Annotated in this window: 19 protein-coding genes, 1 other RNA gene and 1 riboswitch; of the genes, 10 read left to right on the top strand and 10 right to left on the bottom strand. The window is 62.3% G+C overall.

Features of this window, described 5'->3' with window-relative positions; genetic code table 11:
• Positions 1-33 precede the first annotated feature (33 nt).
• On the top strand, positions 34-597 hold the full coding sequence (locus tag QTL96_RS26635; protein WP_289729820.1) for a DinB family protein: 564 nt from the start codon (positions 34-36) through the stop codon (positions 595-597).
• Here the strand turns inward: QTL96_RS26635 and QTL96_RS26630 are convergent.
• The 7 genes from QTL96_RS26630 to QTL96_RS26600 form a co-directional block, all read right to left on the bottom strand.
• Positions 594-1,976, bottom strand: coding sequence for an AcvB/VirJ family lysyl-phosphatidylglycerol hydrolase (locus tag QTL96_RS26630; RefSeq protein ID WP_289729819.1), 1,383 nt, complete (start codon positions 1,974-1,976; stop codon positions 594-596). The two genes, QTL96_RS26635 and QTL96_RS26630, sit on opposite strands and share 4 nt — an antisense overlap.
• On the bottom strand, positions 1,973-4,576 hold the full coding sequence (gene mprF, locus QTL96_RS26625) for a bifunctional lysylphosphatidylglycerol flippase/synthetase MprF (protein WP_289729818.1): 2,604 nt from the start codon (positions 4,574-4,576) through the stop codon (positions 1,973-1,975). Before mprF ends, QTL96_RS26630 begins: the two co-directional genes overlap by 4 nt.
• Before the next feature lie 248 nt (positions 4,577-4,824).
• Entirely contained in the window at positions 4,825-6,960 is a 2,136-nt protein-coding gene (locus QTL96_RS26620; protein WP_289729858.1) for a mechanosensitive ion channel family protein, read from the bottom strand.
• A 167-nt stretch (positions 6,961-7,127) separates the two neighbouring features.
• Positions 7,128-8,147, bottom strand: a complete 1,020-nt coding sequence (gene gnd, locus QTL96_RS26615; protein ID WP_209235487.1) for a phosphogluconate dehydrogenase (NAD(+)-dependent, decarboxylating) — start codon at positions 8,145-8,147, stop codon at positions 7,128-7,130.
• A 221-nt stretch (positions 8,148-8,368) separates the two neighbouring features.
• Positions 8,369-8,956, bottom strand: a complete 588-nt coding sequence (locus tag QTL96_RS26610) for a YigZ family protein (protein ID WP_289729857.1) — start codon at positions 8,954-8,956, stop codon at positions 8,369-8,371.
• A gap of 177 nt (positions 8,957-9,133) precedes the next feature.
• On the bottom strand, positions 9,134-9,277 hold the full coding sequence (locus QTL96_RS26605; RefSeq protein WP_289729817.1) for a DUF1127 domain-containing protein: 144 nt from the start codon (positions 9,275-9,277) through the stop codon (positions 9,134-9,136).
• Between the two features lie 471 nt (positions 9,278-9,748).
• Entirely contained in the window at positions 9,749-10,099 is a 351-nt protein-coding gene (locus tag QTL96_RS26600; RefSeq protein WP_289729816.1) for a hypothetical protein, read from the bottom strand.
• Positions 10,100-10,279: 180 nt separating this feature from the next.
• On the opposite strand from QTL96_RS26600, the gene QTL96_RS26595 reads away from it, so the two are divergent.
• On the top strand, positions 10,280-10,738 hold the full coding sequence (locus QTL96_RS26595; RefSeq protein ID WP_289729815.1) for a hypothetical protein: 459 nt from the start codon (positions 10,280-10,282) through the stop codon (positions 10,736-10,738).
• A gap of 56 nt (positions 10,739-10,794) precedes the next feature.
• Here the strand turns inward: QTL96_RS26595 and ssrS are convergent.
• The 3 genes from ssrS to QTL96_RS26580 form a co-directional block, all read right to left on the bottom strand.
• Positions 10,795-10,953: non-coding RNA, 6S RNA (gene ssrS / locus QTL96_RS26590), on the bottom strand.
• A 72-nt stretch (positions 10,954-11,025) separates the two neighbouring features.
• Positions 11,026-11,403, bottom strand: coding sequence for a cell division protein ZapA (gene zapA / locus QTL96_RS26585; RefSeq protein ID WP_018899663.1), 378 nt, complete (start codon positions 11,401-11,403; stop codon positions 11,026-11,028).
• 15 nt (positions 11,404-11,418) lie between these two features.
• Complete coding sequence (locus QTL96_RS26580) at positions 11,419-11,694, bottom strand: DUF4164 domain-containing protein (RefSeq protein WP_018899664.1); 276 nt, start codon at positions 11,692-11,694, stop codon at positions 11,419-11,421.
• 360 nt (positions 11,695-12,054) lie between these two features.
• Between QTL96_RS26580 and tkt the strand changes: the two genes are divergently transcribed.
• The 8 genes from tkt to QTL96_RS26540 all read left to right on the top strand — a co-directional run bounded on the left by tkt (position 12,055) and on the right by QTL96_RS26540 (position 21,492).
• Positions 12,055-14,028: a transketolase gene (tkt, locus tag QTL96_RS26575; RefSeq protein WP_209235490.1), complete on the top strand. Its 1,974-nt coding sequence runs from the start codon at positions 12,055-12,057 to the stop codon at positions 14,026-14,028.
• Positions 14,029-14,100: 72 nt separating this feature from the next.
• A complete protein-coding gene (gap, locus tag QTL96_RS26570) occupies positions 14,101-15,111 on the top strand; it encodes a type I glyceraldehyde-3-phosphate dehydrogenase (RefSeq protein ID WP_111563323.1) in 1,011 nt (336 codons plus the stop codon).
• A gap of 188 nt (positions 15,112-15,299) precedes the next feature.
• Positions 15,300-15,428 carry a hypothetical protein gene (locus QTL96_RS26565; RefSeq protein ID WP_280637050.1) on the top strand — a complete coding sequence of 43 codons (129 nt, stop codon included), beginning with the start codon at positions 15,300-15,302 and terminating at the stop codon, positions 15,426-15,428.
• 82 nt (positions 15,429-15,510) lie between these two features.
• Complete coding sequence (locus QTL96_RS26560; protein ID WP_112944904.1) at positions 15,511-15,825, top strand: hypothetical protein; 315 nt, start codon at positions 15,511-15,513, stop codon at positions 15,823-15,825.
• Between the two features lie 319 nt (positions 15,826-16,144).
• Positions 16,145-17,995: a potassium/proton antiporter gene (locus QTL96_RS26555; protein ID WP_289729814.1), complete on the top strand. Its 1,851-nt coding sequence runs from the start codon at positions 16,145-16,147 to the stop codon at positions 17,993-17,995.
• Positions 17,996-18,067: 72 nt separating this feature from the next.
• Positions 18,068-19,270 carry a phosphoglycerate kinase gene (locus tag QTL96_RS26550; RefSeq protein ID WP_113011473.1) on the top strand — a complete coding sequence of 401 codons (1,203 nt, stop codon included), beginning with the start codon at positions 18,068-18,070 and terminating at the stop codon, positions 19,268-19,270.
• A gap of 252 nt (positions 19,271-19,522) precedes the next feature.
• Complete coding sequence (locus tag QTL96_RS26545; protein ID WP_289729813.1) at positions 19,523-20,419, top strand: fructose bisphosphate aldolase; 897 nt, start codon at positions 19,523-19,525, stop codon at positions 20,417-20,419.
• A 155-nt stretch (positions 20,420-20,574) separates the two neighbouring features.
• Positions 20,575-21,492, top strand: coding sequence for a PhzF family phenazine biosynthesis protein (locus QTL96_RS26540; protein WP_289729812.1), 918 nt, complete (start codon positions 20,575-20,577; stop codon positions 21,490-21,492).
• Positions 21,493-21,565: 73 nt separating this feature from the next.
• Positions 21,566-21,646, top strand: a riboswitch (Fluoride riboswitch).
• Positions 21,647-21,677 lie beyond the last annotated feature (31 nt).

Genomic DNA, 21,677 nt, shown 5'->3' with positions numbered 1-21,677 from the left:
ATGCCCCAGCCGTCGCAACGAGGAGGACATGCCGTGACGGCTTTCGACCCCATCCGCCCCTTCCGCAAGCTCGCCTATAACAACGCGCTCGCCAATCATCGCCTGCACATGGCCTGCGCGCTGTTGCAGCCGGGCGAGTTCGAAGCGCCGCGCATGAGCTTCTTCCCCTCGATCAAGGCGACGCTGAACCATATCCTGACGGTGGACTGGTTCTATGTCGATGCGCTGGAAGGCGGCACACTGGGGCCGCAGGCTTGGGCGGTCGAGGAGCCCTGCCCTGATATCGCAAGCCTTGCCGCCGAACAGAAAGCCGTCGACACAAGATTGGTAATGTTCGCTGAAGCGCTCTCGCCGCAGAGGTTGGTCTCGACCGTCGAGATCCATCGCGGCGAACGCATTCAGCGGGAGCGAATGGAGGATGTGCTCGGTCATCTCTTCCAGCACCAGACGCATCATCGCGGCCAGGTGCATGCCATGCTGGCTGGTACCAGCGTGAAGCCGCCGCAGCTCGACGAATTCATCGTCGCCGACGACGCCAAATTCCGGGGCGGCGAGATCGCCGCCCTCGGATGGAGCGAAGCACGGATTATGGGCTAATCCTGCAGCCGCGCCTTCAGCCCGTCGATGATCGTCTTGCTGAGCAGCGCGTAGTTTTCGTCGAAGTGATGGTCGCCGGCGAGCGCGATGACATCGACGCCGCTATCCTTCAGATCGGGGCAGGCAACCTCGTCGTCATCTTCCTTGCCGTAGACGCACTGGACGATCTTCGGATCGACGGCCTTCAGATCGGCCACCGGGTCGCCGCCGGCGCCCTCGGTCTTCGCGCCGAGCCAGCCCATGACGGAGATCTGGTAGTCCACCTCGTGCGACAGCGACAGCAGCGAGATCTGCGCGACGGCGCTCTTTGCAGCCGGCTTCAGCCGCGAGAAGGCGGCCGGCACGACGTCCGCGCCGAAGGAATAGCCGACCAAGAGAACATGCTTGACCTTCCATTGCTTGCGGTAGAGCTCGATGATCTTGCCGAGATCGTCGGCGGTTTCCTGAGGCTTACGCTCCGACCAGAAGTAATGCAGCGAATCCACGCCGACGACGGGAATGCCCTGCTTCTGAAGCGCCGCGCCTACTTCCTTGTCGATGTCGCGCCAGCCGCCATCGCCGGAATAGATGATCGCCATCGTGTCGAAGGCAGGCTTGGCGTCGAGGATCGTCAGCGGCAACCCGAGCGGATTGTCGGCATTGCCGGATGCGGCGATCAGGTCGTCGAGCGTGCTGCTCAGCGTCGTCTGCGCATCATCCTGGACTTCGCGAATGTCGATGTCCGAATGCGCCTTCTTCAGCTCGTCCGCATGCGCACGGCCGTCCTTGTCGGCATTGGGCGTGAAGGCGGCGATGATGGGATCGGGCAGCGCGATGTCGCTGAGGCCGTAGATCATCCGGTCGCCGACCGTCTTCTTCTTGGCCGGCGTGCAGAGCTGCTGCGTCAGCGGAATACCCGCCAGCGGATCGATGGCCAGTGTTTGGCCGATGGTCGCATCCGGCGTCTGCGCGGCGATTGCCAGCGCCAGCGCCCCGCCCTCGCCGATACCGGCCACGATCGGCAGGTGGTACGGGCTGTTGCCGGCGGCGCGCTGCACCTGCTGGCTGAGCGACTCGATATCGGAGACCAGATAGACGCAGCCGTCATTATCGCTGACGTCGTATTTGCGCAGAGCATCGATGTAGGACGGGAAGTCGACGCCGATGACAACGGCGCCCTCGCCCACCAGTCGGTCGGCTTCCGTCTTCTCCTTGTCGCCCCAGCCCGCGGCGTCCGAGATCAGCATCACGGCGCCCTTGACGTCTCCATCAGGCAGGAAGATGTGCGGCGACGGGATGAGCCCGGTCTCGAACTCCTGCGTCGTCTCGTCGGCCGCATGTGCAGCGGGAATGGAGAGCGCCAGCGCACAGGCGGCGGCCAGAATGTGTCTTTTCATCATTTCCTCACGACCCCTTTCAATCCGCCACCGATCAGGAGCGTCGCGTCCATCAAAGCGATCATCGGATTGCCTCCTCCGGACACCGCAAGATAGCGCGGATGCCATTGAGGGTGAAACTTGGATTTGAAGGCCCTGAGGCCCTTGAAGTTGTAGAAGCGCTCGCCGTGCTCGAACACGGTGCTGCCGATGCGATCCCAAACCGGCGCCGTCTCGCGTTTCGACATGCCCGAAAGCGGGGCCATGCCGAGGTTGAAGTGCGAGAAGCCTTCGGCGCGCAGATATTCCATGATCTGCACGAACAGGAAGTCCATGGAGCCCTTCGGCGCGTCTGGCGAAAAACGCATCAGGTCGATGGTGCCCTCGTCCTTGGCGCCCGTGATCAGGATATTGGCGAAGGCGACGATCTTGCCCTCGAGCTTCAGGATGCCGACCGGCTGCGCAAGGATGTAGTCGGGCGTGAACGCACCGAGCGAAAAGCCCTTCTCCTTGGCGTTATGGTCGGCAAGCCAGGCATCGGAAACCGCCGCCAGCTCGTCCATCACACCTGGCACGTCTTCCGCCGCGATCACCTCGAAGCTCAACCCGTCGCGCTGGGCGCGGCTCGCGGTCTGGCGCAGGTTCGCCCACTTGCCGCCCTTCATCTCGAAGGTCGAAAGATCCGAGACGGCAAGTTCACCGAGCTTGAAAGCGCGCAGGCCCGCATCGGCGCAATGAGAAAGCAGCGCCGGCGAGATCTGGTAGAACACCGCACGGCAACCGGCGGCGCGCGCCGTCTCGACGAAGCGCCACACGAGCTCCGGCATGGCGCTGCGGTCGCCGACGGGATCGAACAGCGCGATCCACGAGCGCCCCTGGCGGCCATACATGATGAAGGCGTCGCCCTTGTCGGAGAACATCACGCTCTTGTCGCCCATGCGCACCAGATTGGCGTCGGCGTAGCGCTGCTTCTCGACGATATCGACGGCGCGCTCCAGCGCTTCGTCCGTTGCCGGCTCAAGCCGGGTTGTGGCCGGCCGCAGCAGGCTGAAGACGGCGGTGGCGGTCGAGATGATGGTGATGCCAAGCACGGCGCGCAGACCGCGCGGCGCCTCGTCGGCGAATTCGAACTGCCACCACAGCTCGTTGCTATAATCGACGTCGCGATAGACGAAAAGCAGGATAACCACGGCGCCGACGCAGACAACGGCGATCGCCGTCAGCCAGGATGCGGTCAGCGTCTGGTTGAGCAGCGAGGCGCGGCGGCGAAACAGGCGGCGGCTGACGAACAGGCCGAAAATCAGGAAGGCGAGGAACGCGGCCTCGACCAGCGCCACAGCCTTCAGCAGCGACAGCATCAGTGCTGCCGCGGCCGAAAAGATGGTGATCCACCATGCGCCGTCGAGCTTCTGGCCAAGACCGCGAGCGGCAACGACCAGCGCCAGTCCGGCAAGGCTCGCCAGGAAGTGCGCGCCTTCCACGATCGGCAGCGGCAGATAATTGGAGAGGAACTCCAGGTTGGAATCCGGCGTCGGCGTGACGCTCGAAAAGATCAGCATGACGCCGAGCAGCAGCGACAGCGCCGACAGGAGCTGCGGCATCAGCCGGATGCCGATCCGGCGAAATCCGGAGGCGACGGGATGGTCGGCGAAGCGGCGAAGCTCGGTCGCCGAGACCGCCAGGACCGCCAGCAGCAGCGGCACGACGTGATAGATCAGGCGGTAGAGCACCAGCGAGCCGAGCACGGCGTCGATATTCACCGCACTGCCGAGCGCGGCGATGATAACAGTTTCGAACACGCCGAGGCCGGCCGGCACATGGCTGAGCACGCCGAGGCCGACGGCAATCGCGTAGACGGCGAGAAACACCGGCCAGCTGATCGCCGTCTGCGGCAGGAGCACATAGAGAACGGTGGCGGATGCCGCGATATCGAAGGCGGCGACCAAGAACTGACGCGACCATGTGGCGGAATCGGGCAGCCGCAGCGAGAAACGGCCGATGCTGACCGCGCGGCCACCACGGCCAAGCACGACGCCCGCCGCCAGCACCAGCACGATCGATCCGCCGAGGAGACGCAGAACCCAGCTGCTGACATCGATGAGGGGCGCGATCTCGTCTGCGATGGCGAGAAGCGCGATGGAACCGACACCGGCCAGGCCGAGGCCGAAGGCGATGGTGACGAAAGCGATGACGCGGCCGATATCCTCGGGCGTCAATCCGAGCCTCGAATAGGCGCGGTAGCGGATGGCCCCACCGCTCAGCGCGCCGAAGCCCGCCGTGTTGCCGACGGCATAGGCGGCAAACGCGGTCAGCGCGACCTGCGGAAACGGCAGCTTCTTGCCGACGTAATCGATAGCGTTGACGTCGTAGAACACCAGCGCGAGGAAGCTCAGCGCCGTGAAGAACAGCGCCAGCACGATCGAGCTGATCTTGGTGTCGGCCAGCGCCTGCACCACGTCGTCGTAGCGCACCTCGGTCGTCAGCTGCTCGATCGCAAAACCGACCATGCAGAACACGGCCAGCGTGGCGAGCGCCGTCAGATGCGTCCGATACCGGCTGAAAAACCGCGAAATGGCGGATTCTTCTATGACTTCAATCTCTTCCAAATTGGCGTGCTTCGACATTACGAACCGTCGTAAACCTACATATTAGCGGGAATCATGTCTTGGGCATCTAACATAACCTGCATGTAAGTTCTTGGACGCAAGCCCGCGAATACATGCCAACACTACCCCAATGCCGCTTAACGACGCCTGCTTCATCCCCAATTGGGGCATTTTTGGCGCGGGGACAGGGGTTTGAATATTGTATTTTCGTAAGGTTAAAGCCTTCGATGCGCCAATACCGGCATCCGGGGATGCTGGCATGCCGGCTAAGCCGCCGGCTCCGCGCCCTGGTTGTTCTTCTGCGCCGCGTAGCGCGCAGCAGCCGCATTGGCGTCGGCATCATGCGTCTCGCTCGATACCTGCAGCGTCGGCACGGCGAACTCGATGCCGTTTTCCTTGAAGGCCGTGCGGATCATCGCCAGCGCGTTGCGGCGGATGACGAACTGTTCGCCGGGCTTCGTCATCATCGCCAGGCGAATGACGATCGCGAACTCGCCGAACTGCTCGACGCCCTTCATCTTCATCGTCTCGATGATGTGAGGCGCGTAGTCGGGGTTCTCGAGCAGCTTCTGGCCGATCTGCTTGATCACCTTCTTCGCCAAGACGAGATCGGTGTCGTAGGTGACGTTCAGCGTGATCTTGTCGATCGTCCAGTCGCGGTTGAGGTTCTTGACCGCCCCGAGCTCGCCGAACGGCACCGTCGTCAGCGGCCCGCGATGATGGCGCAGCCTGACGGAGCGCAGGCTGAACGCCTCGACAACGCCCTTGTGGCTGCCGCTCTCGATATATTCGCCAACCCGGAAGGCATCGTCCCAGAGATAGAACATGCCGCTGATCACATCCTTGACGATGGTCTGCGCCCCGAAGCCGACCGCGACACCGACAACGCCGGCGCCGGCAATCAGCGGCCCGATCTCGACGCCGAGGCCGGAGAGCACCATCAGCACGGCGATGACGGCGATCACGACGGCGAGGATGTTGCGGAAGATCGGCAGCAGCGTCTGCAGCCGCGCCCGCCTTGCCTTCTCCTCATCGTTGATCGAACCTTCCAGAGGCGAGTCCTCCAGCCTTCCGTTGATATAGGCGCGCGCCAGGTGCCAGAGCAGATCGGCCGCAAGCAGGATGACGATGCCGCCGACCGAGCCGCGCACGATCCGGTCCATCATCGTCTCGCCGGCCGCCATCCGCTCGGCCGCGAAGCCGAGAATGCGGCCGAGCCAGAGGGCCGCGATGGTGATGATGACGGCGCGGACGCCACGGTCGAGCAGCACCGCCGCGATCCGCTTCTTGGCAAGAAACCCGGCCTCGGCCTTGTGCAGCGCCCGCACCGCAAGCGTGGAGACGCGCAGAACGCGCGGCAACGCCACGAGATAGATGCCGATCCACAGGATGAGATTGAAGCCCGCCACCCATAGCAGCCAGAGGGCCGCGAAATAGATGGTCAGCATCCAGGAGGCCGTCGTGCTCTTCTGCCCCTCCTCTGCCGGGCGCGACCAGACCGCTTCGGTCGCGATGGCAAGCAGCCCGAGCCCGAGCGCGTAGGCCACGAGATAGCGCGACCCGGGAGAGAAACCCAGCGGCGCCATCAGCTGGATCAGCACCCAGCCGAACACGAAATAGATGATGAAGATGCAGCTGCGCTTGAACCAGAACATCGCGGTGGCGCGCGAGACGTCCCTTTCGCCCCCCACATGCGGCAGCGTCACCAGCGCCACGATGAGACGGCCGACCGAGATGGTGACGCGCGAGACGATCAGCGCGATGGCGACGGCAATCGCCAGCGATTGCGTGATGGGCGGCCAGTTGAAGAGCACGAGCGGTACGAGCGTCGCGACACAGAACACCAGCGCCGGCACGATGCGGTAGCTCAGATTGTTCGCCGCATGGTGCGCGACCGTGACGACCGCGCCATCTTCGAGTTTGACACGCGGCCGCGGCACGATCATCCGGAACAGGAGTTCAGCCACCACCCCGGCCAGGAACAGCGCCAGCAACTCGATGGTCACGAATGCCCAACCACTCGGCTGCACCTCGCGCTCGACGATCTCGGATGCATTCTCGACTTCATCCGGCAGCGTCATCGCGGCGCCGGAGACGAGATCGAAGTGACGGCGGGCGTGGCCGAGAAAATCGGAGAGAACCGACATCTGCTCGCCGGACATCTCGCCGCCGGGTGCTGCCGGTTGTGCCGGGGTGCTCGCAGGCTGCGCTGCCGCCGGGGCCTGCCCTGCCGGAGCCTGAGCCGTCGGGCTTTGCGTCTGCGCCTGCGTCGCCATCCATTGCTTGACGGCGGGCGTCTCCATGAGCTGCAGCATCTGCCGCACCTCGGCGGGCGGCGGCGCTGCCGGTGTCGGGCTGGTTGTTGCCGCTGGCGTTTGCGCCGCTGCACTCGAAACGATCATGCCAAATGCAAGGAGCGGCAGAAGCCGCTTCATGACGCGCGCACCAAACCCCAGACCCATACCAGCCCCTCCAATATATATAGCGTAGCTTATATTGAAGCGCGGGAAAGAAAAGCCCGCGCAGCTTGTGGCTGCGCGGGCTTGGATAACCATTATTGCTGAATGGTTTACGCCTTCGGCTTTTCGACGTGGCCGCCGAAGCCGGCGCGCATGGCCGAGAGCACCTTGTTGGCAAACTCGTCATTGTCGCGCGAGGAGAAGCGGCTGTAGAGCGCGGCACTCAGGACCGGCGTCGGAACGCTTTCGTCGATGGCGGCCATAATCGTCCAGCGGCCTTCGCCAGAGTCCGAAACGCGGCCGGCATAGGCGCCGAGCGCGGGATCCGCATGCAGCGCATCCGAGGTCAGGTCGAGCAGCCAGGAGGTGATGACGCTGCCGCGACGCCACACTTCGGCGACGTCCTGCAGGTTGAAGTCGTACTGGTAATGCTCAGGGTGCGCGATCGGCGCCGTCTCGGCGTCGACTTCATGATTGTCGGCGCCGATATTGGCGCGCTTCAGAATGTTGAAGCCTTCGGCGTAAGCCGCCATCAGGCCGTATTCGATGCCGTTGTGCACCATCTTGACGAAGTGGCCGGCGCCATGCGGGCCGCAATGCAGGTAGCCCTGCTCGGCAGTGCTTCCGGCCTGGTCGGGGCGGTGCGCCGAAGGAACGACATCGCCGACGCCGGGCGCCAGCGACTTGAAGATCGGCGACAGCGATTCAACGACAGCCTTTTCGCCGCCGATCATCAGGCAATAGCCGCGCTCGAGACCGAACACGCCGCCGCTGGTGCCGACGTCGACATAGTGCAGGCCCTTGGTGATCAGCTCGCCGCCACGGCGAATGTCGTCGTGATAATAGGAGTTGCCGCCGTCGATGATGATGTCGTCGCTGTCGAGCAGCGGCGTGATCTGCGCGATCACCTTGTCGGTGATGGCGGCCGGCAGCATCAGCCACACGGCGCGCGGACGCGAGAGCTTCGAAACGAACTCTTCCAGCGAAGCGCTGCCGATGGCGCCCTTGCCGACCAGATCGTTCACGCTTTCCGTCTTCGCATCATAGACCACGCATTCATGGCCATCACGCATCAAGCGCTGGACCATGAAGCTGCCCATACGGCCCAACCCAACCATGCCAAGCTGCATCTCATAATCTCCTGAGAATTGAGAATCTAATCGATATTATGCGCGAATACCTATCACTCGCACTGCAGCACGCAAGCGAAGTCTCCGTCACAATAGCGGGAACGCCGCCGGATATCGCTCTGCTGAACGCGAGAACCGCGAGCCCGCAAGGCCTTCCGCCGAATCTGGAAACTAAAAAAATATTTCGAATGTCAACCGCAAAGCGCCAATAAGGCTGCGGCTCATTGCTGCACCGCAAGAATAACGCGGCCGCTGGTGGCATCGCTGAGCATCCGTGCGGTCTCGGAGAACACGGCTTCCGGCACGGAAAGCGTCAGCAACGCACCCGCATCGACGAACACCTCGGCCACAACGCGCACGCCGGCGGAGCCCGCAAGCCGCGCCTTCACCAGAGCCAGATCCGAGAAATTCACCGCGATCTCGGCCTCGACCGTCGCGACCAGCTCGACCGTCGCCGCGGCCCTCAGACACGCGGCAGCCGTACCGCCATAAGCGCGGATCAAGCCGCCGGTTCCAAGCAGCACGCCGCCGAACCAGCGGGTAACCACGACCGCCACCCGGTCGAGCGATTGCCCGTCGATCGCCTGCAGGATTGGCTTGCCCGCGGTGCCGCTCGGCTCGCCATCATCGTTGAAGCGATAGTTCTGGCCTATCCGCCATGCCCAGCAATTGTGATTGGCGGCGGGATCGCCGTGCGCGGCGAGAAAATCCTTGGCATCCTCTTCGGAGCCGATCGGTGCAGCGACAGCCAGAAACCGGCTCTTCTTGACGATCTGCTCCAGGGTCTCGATGCGGGTGAGTGAAAACATGGCCATTGCCATATCGCCAGCACCGCGCGCTTCGCAAGCAAAACCGGCTTGAAGCCCCAGCCCCGCTCGCAAATCCCAGCCCCGCTTGCAAATCAAAGGCCACAAAAGCAAAACGCCCGCAGCTGGAAGCAACGGGCGTTTGAAATCCATCTGCTCATAAAGAGCAGCAATCGCTTGTTAGCGAGTGGCGTCGCGAGCAACGCGCTGGATCTCGGAGCGGTCGATGCCGAGGTCGTTCAGCGCACGGTTGGACATGCGGCCGAGTTCGCTAACGGTCTGACGATACTTGCGCCAGTTATTGTAGGAGCGTGCTACGTTCATGATGATCCCCTTTCCTAGGGCTTTCAGCGCTTGGCAGCGTGTTTGCTGCCCGTGTCTCTCTGTTGATGCGAATATATGCATGAAGGCCGACAACGAACAGCGCTAAAGCATCAAAACACCTATGCGCCATGCGCATAACTAAAACCATGCTGCTTAGTATTTTTGCCCTCAGAAAAGCCGTAAACGTTTTAGGAAAGCGCCATTTTGCAGCGATTTCGCATGAATTCGCGGAATGGCGATCGGCGCGATCACAATCGTTAAAGTGTTTTAACCGTTTCAATCGGCCGATATCGGCTCCACGCTTCGGAAAATCAGCGATTTCTGCGTGAGAAAAACCCGAAACACATCCCGTGCGCTCAGCGCATGCTTTATTGGCAAGCCTGCGACGCTGCCCCGGACGGTCCGCGAAAGGCTCACGAGGAGCCGCATGGTCGCCACCAAACCGCAGCGACCATGCCATATTGCCGGCGTTTACCGAGCGGGTTCGTCGGGCGGTCCCTGTTCGGCGAAAGCGCTTTGCACCGCAGCGAGAAGAGCGTGCGATGGGCCGGCCGAAAGCTCGACAAGCTCGTTCAGAAGGTCGGTGAATTCCGAAAGGTAGACATGCCGTGAAAGTGCCTCTTCAGCCAAATTGTCCAGTGCGTCGCAAAGTCCGTTGACCGCACCAGCGTACTCGGCCGCCCCCTCCTCGGATGGTACGGTCAAGGCGTTGTTCCGGCATTCGTCAGAAAGCGCGGCGATCGAGTTGGATAGTAATTGTGTCACTGATGACCTCTGGTTCAGATAGTGGCAAAGCTTAAGCGCACGACGAGTGTCGGCCATGCGTCGAATCGACAGAAAGACGTTTTGGCGTCTGAAAGCTAGTGCCAATCTATCCGAACGAACGAGGCGAGCCTTTCCCCCATTGCCAGCAAACCCGGCATACGGCAGTAGAAGCGCGCCGGCGTGATCGAATGCGCTAAGCCGGTGGCCGTGCCAGCACCCGCGCAACAAGGAACTTATATGAAGCATATACTCGCCGCGGCCACACTGGTAACCACCACCCTGCTCTCGGTCTCAGCCACCCGCGCCGCCGATTTCGGCGTCACCCCGATGACGGATGGCGACACGTTCATCGGTTGCCTTGCCCAGAACAACCACACCGGCATCGGCTACCTCGCCGTCGGCGACAAGCTGGCGCTGTTTGCCAATGCCGACGGCTTCGCAATCGCCAAGGGTGAGCGCGTCAACGGGACATGGTCGGTGGATGGCGCCGCCGCCGCCGAATTTTCCTCGACTGCCGACAGCGACAAGACCGTGACGATCGACGTTCCGAACGATGCTGCGGCCGTCACCGCCTTGACCTCGGGCAAGGAACTGACCGTCACCGCCAACGGCATCGACGTCATCCTGCCGCTGACGGGCACGGAGGAGGCATTTGCCGCGCTGACGACCTGCATGAAGGAAAACGGCGCTGAATAGCGCCTGATACCAGGGCGCTCGAAGCGCGATACGACTGCCGGAGATGAGAAGGAAGAGTGCGATCCGCGGCAACCGATGGAGGTTTACGATCCTGGGTGCCTACAAACGTAGGTGGGCGCCATATGTCCAAGCCCACGGGCCTGGCCAGGGACAGCTCCCTTTGGATCGAGTATGGCCCCAGGGATTGTGGTTCCTGTCGAGAGGCGCAGATCGCAACTGCTATATAAGACCGATCCATGACGCGCGCCAGAGGCTGACGCAAGCGTCCCGGATTTAATTCAGCCCGCTTAATTCAGAGCAGCCGGCGCCCGGCCGTTCAGCTTGTCGGTGATCCCGCGCAGTTGGCTGCTGACCTCGACGATGGCAGCCGCGATGCTCTCTTCGGTGCGGCTGGTTGCCGCCAGTACCGTGTCGCGGTTGCTACGCAGGCTGTTGAGCTCATCTTCCAGGCTGGCGACGCGCCGCGTCAGCTCCGAGATCTCGTCCATGATCATGATGCCGGCCATGACAGTGATGCGGAGATCGCCGATTTCGCCGAACTGATCCTTGAGATGGCCGACATAGCGGTCGAAACGGGTGGCGAGATCGGTCAGGTGATCTTCCTGCCCCTCTTCGCAGGCCATGCGATAGGCCTTGCCGTCGATCGTTACCGTTACCTGCGCCATGTCCTAAGCCCTTTATTAGCGGTCGAGAACCGCGCGGATCGTCTCCATCGCCGTCACAAGACGACGCGACACCTCACGATTGACCTCTTCCAGCCGGTTCGCGCGGAATTCCGCCTGATCGAGCTCCTGCGCCAGCTTGGAGCGATCGGCGTGCACGCGGCGCACCTCGCCCTCGATCTCGCCGGTCTCGCGCTGCCGCTCGATCCGGGCGTCGACGGCGCTGTCGAGCGCCGAAATCGCCTGCCGGAGCTCCAGGAGCGCTGCATCGATGCTGTTGCCTGTGGATGTCATGTCTTTCCGGTTCCCCGCGCAAGACCCGCGAATCGGTAATGAGGCCCGACGCGATGTTTTCAAAAGGATATGCAGCTCGCCAACTGCCCGTCAATAAAGGCTGGAAGGCGGCAGGCGAGCTAGTTGTGGATGACTGAAATCGGCAACTCCGTCGACGGCCTCCTCAGCGCCTCTGTCACACGCCTGTCAACTTTTGTTAAAATCGTTGGTCAAATGTCAAAAATCGTCATTCCGACCCCTCTATTAGGGCTTCGATTTATTGACTTGCCTGCTCCAACTGCTATTTGTGCACCCGCTCTCATTGATGGTCTCCGCAGGCTTGAGGCCATCCCCCGACACCCCGGAACAAGCGGAATAGCGATGATTTCTCCTGAACAACACGACCGGATGGCAAACGCGATCCGTTTCCTCTCAATGGATGCAGTCGAGAAGGCGAATTCCGGCCATCCGGGCATGCCGATGGGTATGGCCGATGTCGCCACCGTCCTGTTCTCGAAGTATCTGAAGTTCGACCCGTTGAAGCCGCATTGGCCAGACCGCGACCGCTTCGTGCTGTCGGCCGGCCACGGCTCGATGCTGCTCTACTCGCTGCTCTATCTAACCGGCTACCCTGACATGTCGGTCGATGACCTCCAGCAGTTCCGCCAGCTCGGCTCCAAGACAGCCGGCCACCCGGAATACGGCCACGCCACGGGCATCGAAACCACTACCGGCCCGCTCGGTCAGGGCATTGCCAATGCCGTCGGTATGGCGATCGCCGAACGCAAGCTGCGCGAGGAATTCGGCGCCGACCTGCAGGATCACTACACCTACGTGATCAACGGCGACGGCTGCCTGATGGAAGGCATCAGCCATGAAGCCATCGCGCTCGCCGGCCACCTGAAGCTCAACAAGCTCATCCTCTTCTGGGACAACAACTCGATCACCATCGACGGCGCTGTCTCCCTGTCGGATTCGACCGACCAGATCATGCGCTTCAAGGCCGTTCACTGGCACACGATCGAAGTCGACGGCCACGACCAGGCTGCGATTGCAGCAGCCATCGAAGAAGCTCACAAGTCCGACAAGCCGACCTTCATCGCTTGCAAGACCGTCATCGGCTTCGGCGCTCCGAACAAGCAGGGCAGCCACAAGGTTCACGGTTCGCCGCTCGGCGCCGAGGAAATCGCAGCGACCCGCAAGGCACTGAACTGGGAATACGCACCTTTCGTCATCCCGAACGACGTTCTCTCCGATTGGCGCGCCGCCGGCACGCGTTCGGCTGACGCCGTCAAGGCATGGGAAGGCCGCCTCGAAAAGGCAGCGACCAAGGCCGAGTTCACCCGCCGCTTCGCGGGCGACCTGCCTGAGGGCTTCGACGCCGCCATCAGCGACTACAAGAAGAAGCTCGCCGAGACCAAGCCGACGGTTGCGACCCGCAAGGCTTCCGAAGACGCGCTTGAAGTCATCAACGGCTTCCTGCCCGAGACGATCGGCGGCTCCGCCGACCTGACGCCGTCGAACAACACCAAGACCAGCCAGATGCATTCGATCACGCCGACGGACTTCGCCGGTCGTTACATGCACTGGGGCATCCGCGAGCACGGCATGGCGTCTGCCATGAACGGTATCGCGCTGCACGGCGGTCTGATCCCCTACGGCGGCGGCTTCATGATCTTCTCGGATTATTGCCGCCCTCCTATCCGCCTCGCTTCGCTGATGGGCATCCGCGTCGTCCACGTTCTGACGCACGACTCGATCGGCGTTGGCGAAGACGGCCCGACCCACCAGCCGGTCGAGCAGATGGCCTCGCTTCGCGCCATCCCGAACCTGATGATGTTCCGCCCGGCCGACGCCGTCGAAACCGCCGAGTGCTGGCAGATTGCGCTGAACACCAAGGACCGTCCGTCGGGCCTGGCGCTCACCCGCCAGAACCTCACCACGGTTCGTACCGAGTACAGCGAGAAGAACCTTTGCGAACTCGGCGCCTACACGCTGGCCGGCAATGCCGATGCCAAGGTCACGATCTTCGCTTCGGGCTCCGAAGTCGAGCTGGCCGTTGCCGCCCGCAAGACGCTTGAAGAAAAGGGCGTTACCGTCCGCGTCGTCTCGGTCCCCTCGACCGAACTGTTCTTCGAGCAGCCGGATGCCTACCGCGCCGAGATCCTCGGCAAGTCGCCGATCAAGATCGCCGTCGAAGCCGCCGTTCGCGAAGGCTGGGATGCGTTCATCGGACCGGAAGGCACCTTCATCGGCATGAAGGGCTTCGGCGCTTCGGGTCCTGCCAAGGATGTCTTCAAGAAGTTCGGCATCACGACGGAAGCCGTCGTCGCCGCAGTTGAAGCCAAGCTTTGATCTGATACAAGGAGCGCCTCAGGGCGCTCCTCTTTGCTTATAAACCAAGCCCTACTCTCGGGAGAGACACACATGACTGTAAAGGTTGCCATTAACGGCTTCGGTCGTATCGGCCGCAATGTTCTCCGCGCCATCGTTGAATCCGGCCGCACGGACATCGAAGTCGTTGCCATCAACGACCTCGGCCCGGTCGAGACCAACGCGCACCTGCTGCGTTACGACTCGATCCACGGCAAGTTCCCGGCCGAAGTGAAGGTCGAAGGTGACACGATCACCGTTGGCGGCGGCAAGCCGATCAAGGTCACCGCTGTTCGCGACCCGGCACAGCTGCCGCACGCCGAACTCGGCATCGACATCGCCATGGAATGCACCGGCATCTTCACCTCGCGCGACAAGGCTGCCGCTCACCTGACGGCTGGCGCCAAGCGCGTCATCGTTTCGGCTCCTGCCGACGGTGCTGACCTGACCGTCGTCTTCGGCGTCAACCACGATCAGCTGACCAAGGAACACCTGGTCATCTCCAACGCTTCCTGCACGACGAACTGCCTCGTGCCGGTCGTCAAGGTTCTCGACGATCTCGTCGGCATCGATCATGGCTTCATGACCACGATCCACTCCTACACGGGTGACCAGCCGACGCTCGACACCATGCACAAGGACCTGTACCGCGCCCGCGCTGCAGCTCTGTCCATGATCCCGACCTCGACTGGTGCAGCAAAGGCCGTTGGCCTCGTCATGCCGCACCTCAAGGGCAAGCTCGACGGCACCTCGATCCGCGTTCCGACCCCGAACGTTTCGGTCGTCGACTTCAAGTTCGTTGCCAAGAAGGCCACCTCGGTTGCCGAAATCAACGAAGCCATCAAGGCTGCTTCGAACGGCAAGCTGAAGGGCATCCTCGGCTACACCGACGAGCCGCTGGTTTCGCGCGACTTCAACCACGACAGCCACTCCTCGATCTTCGCCTCCGACCAGACCAAGGTCATGGAAGGCAACTTCGTGCGCGTTCTGTCCTGGTACGACAACGAGTGGGGCTTCTCCAGCCGCATGTCGGACACGGCTGTCGCCTTCGCCAAGACCATCTAAGGTTAGCGATATCGATTTCGGAAAGCGGCTCGGGAAACCGGGCCGCTTTTCGTTTGTTAGGAAGCACCAAGGCAGCCAAACGCGCTTGCCGTCATCCGGCCGGATGCGGTAAATTCGATCGAAGCTGCAACGCGGTCGCGCAACGAGACGCCGAACCGACAACGAGCGAACCACCCATGAAAATCCTGATGTTGGCAATCCTACTTGTCATGATCGCCGGTGTGCTCAGCCTGACTGTTGTCGGCGGCGGCTCCAAGCAGCTTGCCAAGGGCCAACCGCTGCTCGCCTCGTCCTCGCGACTGATGGGACCGCGATAATTGCACGCACGGCGGCTGCGGGGCTGGCGTGGCGCGAACGAACACCATAATGTTAGACATCAGCGAAACGAAAGAGAATTCAATGGATTATTTCACCATCGAGATATCTGGCAAAGCCATCGCGAGTTTCCGCTCGGAAAACGCCGAGGACGCCAAGCACTTCATCGAGGCCGAGGATTTCCGCGAGGATCTGACGGTGCTCGAGACCGAAGGCAAGCCGGTATGGGATGGCAAGGCGCCGCTCACCCTGCGCAAGGCGACGCCTGATGAGGCAAGCGAAGTCGAGCACGCCTACGAGTTCGACGACGATCCCTCGCGCACCATCGACGACGAATTCGTCGTCTTCCTCATCCCGATTTCGGACGCGGATGAAGACGACGGCGACGAAGAGGCCTAAGGCCAAAAAGAAATACGCGACGATTGTCCAAGAAAAGGACAGGGCAGCGATTTCTGCCCTGCTCTCGCCTGATTTGATCCTACACTTTACTCAGGATCACTCTCCAACCGTTCATTTGATTTGCCGTTAGGCGGATCGCTCAGCAGCATGATGCAGCAAAGCGCAAGGATAGCCCTTTAGGTCTACCCTTCGTTTGGATTTTGCCGTTTACTGGCAGGCATCGGACCGGAACTGGAGACGCGATACCATAGTTTTAGACAGCCGCATGCGACGGGGGGCGACACTGCGGCGATTGATATTTGCATAAAGGGGTTTGGGCATGGAAGCATTCTACATCGTCGTACTGGTATCGACGGCGCTCGTGCTTCTTGCGGCCTTCTCCAGCCTGCTTGCCTTCCGCTTCGGCGCGCCCCTTCTGCTCTTGTTTCTCGGCATCGGCCTGCTTGCCGGCAGCGACGGCCTCGGCATCGAATTCACCAACAACTACCTCGCCTATATCCTCGGCTCGATCGCGCTTGCCATCATCCTCTTCGATTCCGGTTTCGGCACGCCGGTGCAGGCCTTCAAGCTCGCCGCCGTCCCCTCGATAACGCTGGCATCGGTCGGCGTGCTGATGACGGCGTCCTTGTTTGCCGTGGCCGCCATGTGGCTTTTGAACTTCACCTGGCTCGAGGGCATGCTGCTCGGCTCCATCGTCGCCTCCACCGACGCCGCAGCCGTCTTCTTCCTGCTGCGCATTGGCGGCATCAACATTCGCGACAAGGTGCGCTCGACGCTCGAAGTCGAATCCGGCACCAACGACCCGATGGCGATCTTCCTCACCATCGCGCTCGTCGAGGTCCTGGCATCGGGCGAGCGCTATCACGGCATCAACATCGGCATGCTCGCCATGTTCGTGCAGCAGATGGGCCTCGGCGTCATTTTAGGCCTGCTCGGCGGCATGATGATCGTGCTGATCGTCGGGAGACTCGAGACTGATCGCGGCCTGACGCCGATCTTCGTTCTGGCGCTGGCGCTTCTGGTCTTCTCGTTCACCGGCGCCGTCGGCGGCAGTGGCTTCCTCGCGGTCTACGTCGCCGGCATCTATGCTGGCAACCGCAAGCTGCCCGGCTATGCCTCGATCAAGCGCTTCCAGGACGGCATGACCTGGCTGGCGCAGATCATCATGTTCCTGGTGCTCGGCCTTCTGGCGACGCCGTCGCAGTTCGGCGCGATCGCCATTCCCGCCGTGCTGCTTGCGCTCTTCCTGATCTTCATCGCCCGCCCGCTAGCGATCTGGCTGTCGCTGCTGCCCTTCGACTACACGCAACAGGAAATCGGCTTCGTCGCCTGGGTCGGCCTGCGCGGCGCCGTCTCCATCCTGCTCGCCATCATGCCGATCCTCGGCGGTCTGGAAAACGGCCAGGTCTACTTCAACACCGCCTTCATCATCGTGCTCGTCTCGCTGCTGGTGCAGGGCTGGACCATCAAGCCGGTCGCCAAGAAGCTCGGCCTGATCATTCCGCCGCGCATCGGCGCTGTCGACAAGGTGGAGGTCGACCTGCCGGGCGCGGCCAACCACGAACTCCTCTCCTATCGCGTCGTCAAGGACAGCCCAGTGCTGCGCGGCGAGCGCATTCCGCGCTGGGCGACACCCTCGCTCGTCATCCGCGACGGCAAGTCGATGCGCTATCAATATGCCGGCCGCCTGCGCGAGAACGATCTGGTCTACCTCTTCATCGTTCCCTCCTACTCGCGCCTGCTCGACAAGCTGTTCGCAAGCCGCGTGCCGGTCGAGGAAGACGACACCGATTTCTTCGGCGCCTTCGCCCTTTCCCCGAGCCGCCCGGCGACCGATCTCGACGCCGCCTACGGCCCCGGCCTTTTGAACGAAAACGAGAAGGGCCTCACGATCGCGGAGCTGATGAAGCAGCGTCTCGGCGGCAAGGCGGAATATGCCGACCGCGTGCGCCTGGGCTCCATCATCCTCATCGTCCGCGACCTCGACGACCACGATCATATCAGCGCGATCGGCATGTCTCTGGAGGCCGTCGAGCCGGCCGTGACGCTGCCGATCTTCATCAATATGCGCGATATCATCGACCGCGTGCACGACCGCTTCAAGAACCGCAAGAACAAGGAGGCGGCAGCCGCCGCGGCAGGTGGAAAAGCCGACGAAAACCCGCGCTGAACGCCTTGCGTCCGCGATGATCCTTGCTATGGTCCCCGCATCTTTTCAGGCAATAAACGAACGGATTTCCCCATGCCTTCCTTCAAGACACTCGACGATCTTAACGACATTGCCGGAAAGCGCGTTCTCGTCCGCGTCGACCTCAACGTCCCGATGAAGGACGGCAAGGTGACGGACGTGACCCGCATCGAGCGCGTCGCCCCGACCATCAAGGAACTGTCCAAGAAGGGCGCCAAGGTTATCCTGCTCGCGCACTTCGGCCGCCCCAAGGACGGCCCCTCGCCGGACCTGTCGCTGACCCTGATCGCCCCGTCGGTTGAGGCCGTTCTCGGCCATCCGGTGCAGACGGCAACCGACGTCATCGGCGAAGCCGCCGCAGGTGCCGTTGCTGCCATGAAGGATGGCGACATCCTGCTTCTGGAAAACACCCGCTTCCACAAGGGCGAGGAAAAGAACGACCCCGATTTCGTCAAGGCGCTGGTCGCCAATGGCGACATCTACGTCAACGACGCCTTCTCGGCGGCGCACCGCGCCCATGCCTCGACCGAAGGCCTCGCTCGTCACCTCCCCGCATACGCCGGCCGCACCATGCAGGCTGAACTGGAAGCGCTGGAAAAGGGCCTCGGCCAGCCGGTTCGCCCCGTCGTTGCCATCGTCGGCGGCGCCAAGGTCTCCACCAAGATCGACCTCCTCATGAACCTCGTGAAGAAGGTCGACGCCCTCGTCATCGGCGGCGGCATGGCCAACACCTTCATCGCCGCGCGCGGCACCAGCGTTGGCAAGTCGCTCTGCGAGCATGACCTCGCCGACACCGCCCGCCAGATCATGATCGAAGCCGCAACGGCCGGCTGCGCGATCGTTCTGCCCGAGGACGGTGTCGTCGCACGCGAGTTCAAGGCCGGTGCCGCCAACGAGATCGTCGCCATCGACGCCATCCCCGATGACGCCATGATGCTCGACGTCGGCCCGAAGTCGGTCGAAGCCGTGAAGGCCTGGATCGAGCGCGCCAACACGCTGGTCTGGAACGGCCCGCTCGGCGCCTTCGAGATCGAACCCTTCGACAAGGCAACCGTTGCAGCCGCTCAATATGCGGCAGAGCGCACCAAGGCTGGCAAGCTCACCTCGGTCGCAGGCGGCGGTGATACCGTCTCGGCGCTGAACCACGCCGGCGTTGCCGATGACTTCACCTACGTCTCGACCGCAGGCGGCGCATTCCTGGAATGGATGGAAGGCAAGGTCCTTCCTGGCGTAGAGGTCCTCACCAAGGCCAAGTAAGTCAAACCGGGCTTTTGGCCTGTTTGAACCGTTTCATTGAAGACCGCGGGAGCCAGCGCTTTCGCGGTCTTTCCGTTGAAACTAAAACAACTTTAAACTTTCAAACGTTTGAAACGATTTCAATCGTTTCAATAGCTTACCCCAGGATTTTCCTTTTAAAATTCTTCTGGTATCGCAGATTCGAGTGCCGATCGGCTTTGACAAAGAGCAAAATCCGGACGCGATGCGCCGGTTCGAGAGAAGGAATGAAGTATGGTGGACGCGAAGATGTTGGACAAGATCAGCTCGGCGCCAGGATTCATTGCAGCGCTGGACCAGAGCGGTGGTTCGACACCCGCAGCGTTGCGCCTCTACGGCATCGCCGACAGCGACTACCAGGGCGATGAGGAAATGTTCCGCCTGATGCACGCCATGCGCGTCCGCATCATGAGCGCGCCTGCCTTCACCGGCGAAAAGATCATTGCCGCGATCCTCTTCGAGCGCACCATGGATGGCGACGTCGATGGCCAGCCGGTTCCTTCCTATCTCTGGGAAAAGCGCGGCGTCGTGCCGCTTCTGAAGATAGACAAGGGCCTGGCTGCCGAGGAAAACGGCGTCCAGATCATGAAGCCGATGCCTGAACTCGAGACGCTCCTCGCGCGCGGCCGCGACAAGGGAATTTTTGGCACCAAGATGCGCTCGGTGATCGCGGGCGCCGACAGGACCGGCATTGCAGCCGTCGTAAAGCAGCAGTTCGAAGTGGCACGCCAGATCATCGGCAGCGGCCTCGTTCCGATCGTCGAACCTGAAGTCTCCATCAAGAGCCCGACGAAGCAGGAGGCGGAAGCCATCCTGCGCGACGAGATCGCAAATCAGCTCGACCTGCTTCCGGCGAGCGAAAAGGTGGTGCTGAAACTGACGATCCCGACAGTCGCCGATTTCTACGCGCCTCTGGTCGCCCACAAGCAGGTCGTGCGCGTCGTCGCACTCTCCGGCGGCTACAGCCGCACCGACGCCTGCGAAAAGCTCAGCCACAACCACGGCATGATCGCCAGCTTCTCGCGCGCACTGACCGAAAACCTGCGCGTTTCGATGAGCGACGCGGAGTTCGATGCGAGCCTCGCTGAAACGATCAGCGAGATCTACGGCGCCAGCGTCAACAAGGCCTGATCCGCCCGCCTATCTCTACGAACCGGCTGCCTCTGGCGGCCGGTTTTTTGTTGCCACGCGTCGTCATCGATCGATTGTCACGGCGACAAGAATTCCCCTTCTGCCAGCCGGCGGCGATGGCTACTGATTGCGCTCCTGAATCATCGGAGCACGCAATGACCGCCGTTTCCTTCACCACCGTCGATGTCTTCACTTCCACCCGCTTCGAAGGCAACCCGCTGGCTGTGATGACGGATGCGCGCGGCCTCTCCGATGATCAGATGCAGAAGATCGCCGCCGAGTTCGGCTATTCGGAAGTGACCTTCGTGCTGCCGCCAGAAAACCCCGAGAATACGGCCCGCGTGCGCATCTTCACGCCGACAACGGAAGTGCCCTTCGCCGGCCACCCCAATGTCGGCACCGCCTATGTGCTCGGCAACCTCGACGACATCTTCGGCCAACCCGTCGGCGACGTCATGCACTTCGAGGAAAAGGCCGGCGTGGTCACCGTCGACGTCCGCCGCGAGAACGGCCGCGTGGCCTCGACCGCGATCCGCGCCCCGAAGCCCCTATCGACTGGCAGGACTGTCCCTGCAGAGACCATCGCCCGCTGCATCGCCATCGACAGCACAGAGGTCAGCACCCGCGCCCACCAGCCGCTGACGACATCAGTCGGCTTGAGCTTTGTCGTCGCCGAACTCGCCGATCTCGACACGCTCGCCCGCGCCCGCCCCAACCTCGCACACTTCCAGGATGCAGTCAGCCCGACGCTTGAGGGCAACCACGACTTCTCGCTCTTCGTCTACGTCCGCTCGGCCGATAAGCCCTGGCATATCCGCGCCCGCATGTTCGCCCCGCTCGACAATGTCCCGGAAGACCCCGCCACCGGCAGCGCCTCGGCCGCACTCGGCGCCTACCTCGTCTCGCTCGAGCCGGAACCCGACATGACGGTGTCGCTGACCATCGAGCAGGGCGTCGAAATGGGCCGCCGCAGCTTCATCGGCATCGAGGTGACGAAGACGGACGGCGTGATCACCGACGTCGCGATCTCGGGCGCCTGCGTCGAGGTCATGCGCGGCGTGATCGACTGCTGATCGCAACCCGCCTGAACAAGACGGATCCCTGCCCCGGCGCGCTTGACAGCAATCCGGCGCAAGCGATATCAAACTGGCTATCGGCAATGGATTCTGCCGAGGCCAAAAAAGGCTGAACCGCTTCCCCGACGAAGCCGATGACTCCTACTTCATTTGCCATCGCGCGAAAGGGTAGAGTCATGTTC

This window comes from Rhizobium sp. S163, assembly GCF_030380805.1.
Classification (GTDB): domain Bacteria; phylum Pseudomonadota; class Alphaproteobacteria; order Rhizobiales; family Rhizobiaceae; genus Rhizobium.
The sequence above is the reverse complement of the archived record's forward strand: the minus strand, read 5'-3'. Positions and strand labels throughout refer to the sequence as shown.

What these genes read in the sequence shown, in the direction of transcription:
- QTL96_RS26630 (WP_289729819.1), bottom strand. Translation starts at nt 1,976, where the DNA reads ATGATGAAAAGACACATTCTGGCCGCCGCCTGTGCGCTGGCGCTCTCC.
- mprF (WP_289729818.1), bottom strand. Translation starts at nt 4,576, where the DNA reads ATGTCGAAGCACGCCAATTTGGAAGAGATTGAAGTCATAGAAGAATCC.
- QTL96_RS26620 (WP_289729858.1), bottom strand. Translation starts at nt 6,960, where the DNA reads ATGATCGTTTCGAGTGCAGCGGCGCAAACGCCAGCGGCAACAACCAGC.
- gnd (WP_209235487.1), bottom strand. Translation starts at nt 8,147, where the DNA reads ATGCAGCTTGGCATGGTTGGGTTGGGCCGTATGGGCAGCTTCATGGTC.
- QTL96_RS26610 (WP_289729857.1), bottom strand. Translation starts at nt 8,956, where the DNA reads ATGTTTTCACTCACCCGCATCGAGACCCTGGAGCAGATCGTCAAGAAG.
- QTL96_RS26605 (WP_289729817.1), bottom strand. Translation starts at nt 9,277, where the DNA reads ATGAACGTAGCACGCTCCTACAATAACTGGCGCAAGTATCGTCAGACC.
- QTL96_RS26600 (WP_289729816.1), bottom strand. Translation starts at nt 10,099, where the DNA reads ATGGCCGACACTCGTCGTGCGCTTAAGCTTTGCCACTATCTGAACCAG.
- QTL96_RS26595 (WP_289729815.1), top strand. Translation starts at nt 10,280, where the DNA reads ATGAAGCATATACTCGCCGCGGCCACACTGGTAACCACCACCCTGCTC.
- zapA (WP_018899663.1), bottom strand. Translation starts at nt 11,403, where the DNA reads ATGGCGCAGGTAACGGTAACGATCGACGGCAAGGCCTATCGCATGGCC.
- QTL96_RS26580 (WP_018899664.1), bottom strand. Translation starts at nt 11,694, where the DNA reads ATGACATCCACAGGCAACAGCATCGATGCAGCGCTCCTGGAGCTCCGG.
- tkt (WP_209235490.1), top strand. Translation starts at nt 12,055, where the DNA reads ATGATTTCTCCTGAACAACACGACCGGATGGCAAACGCGATCCGTTTC.
- gap (WP_111563323.1), top strand. Translation starts at nt 14,101, where the DNA reads ATGACTGTAAAGGTTGCCATTAACGGCTTCGGTCGTATCGGCCGCAAT.
- QTL96_RS26565 (WP_280637050.1), top strand. Translation starts at nt 15,300, where the DNA reads ATGTTGGCAATCCTACTTGTCATGATCGCCGGTGTGCTCAGCCTGACT.
- QTL96_RS26560 (WP_112944904.1), top strand. Translation starts at nt 15,511, where the DNA reads ATGGATTATTTCACCATCGAGATATCTGGCAAAGCCATCGCGAGTTTC.
- QTL96_RS26555 (WP_289729814.1), top strand. Translation starts at nt 16,145, where the DNA reads ATGGAAGCATTCTACATCGTCGTACTGGTATCGACGGCGCTCGTGCTT.
- QTL96_RS26550 (WP_113011473.1), top strand. Translation starts at nt 18,068, where the DNA reads ATGCCTTCCTTCAAGACACTCGACGATCTTAACGACATTGCCGGAAAG.
- QTL96_RS26545 (WP_289729813.1), top strand. Translation starts at nt 19,523, where the DNA reads ATGGTGGACGCGAAGATGTTGGACAAGATCAGCTCGGCGCCAGGATTC.
- QTL96_RS26540 (WP_289729812.1), top strand. Translation starts at nt 20,575, where the DNA reads ATGACCGCCGTTTCCTTCACCACCGTCGATGTCTTCACTTCCACCCGC.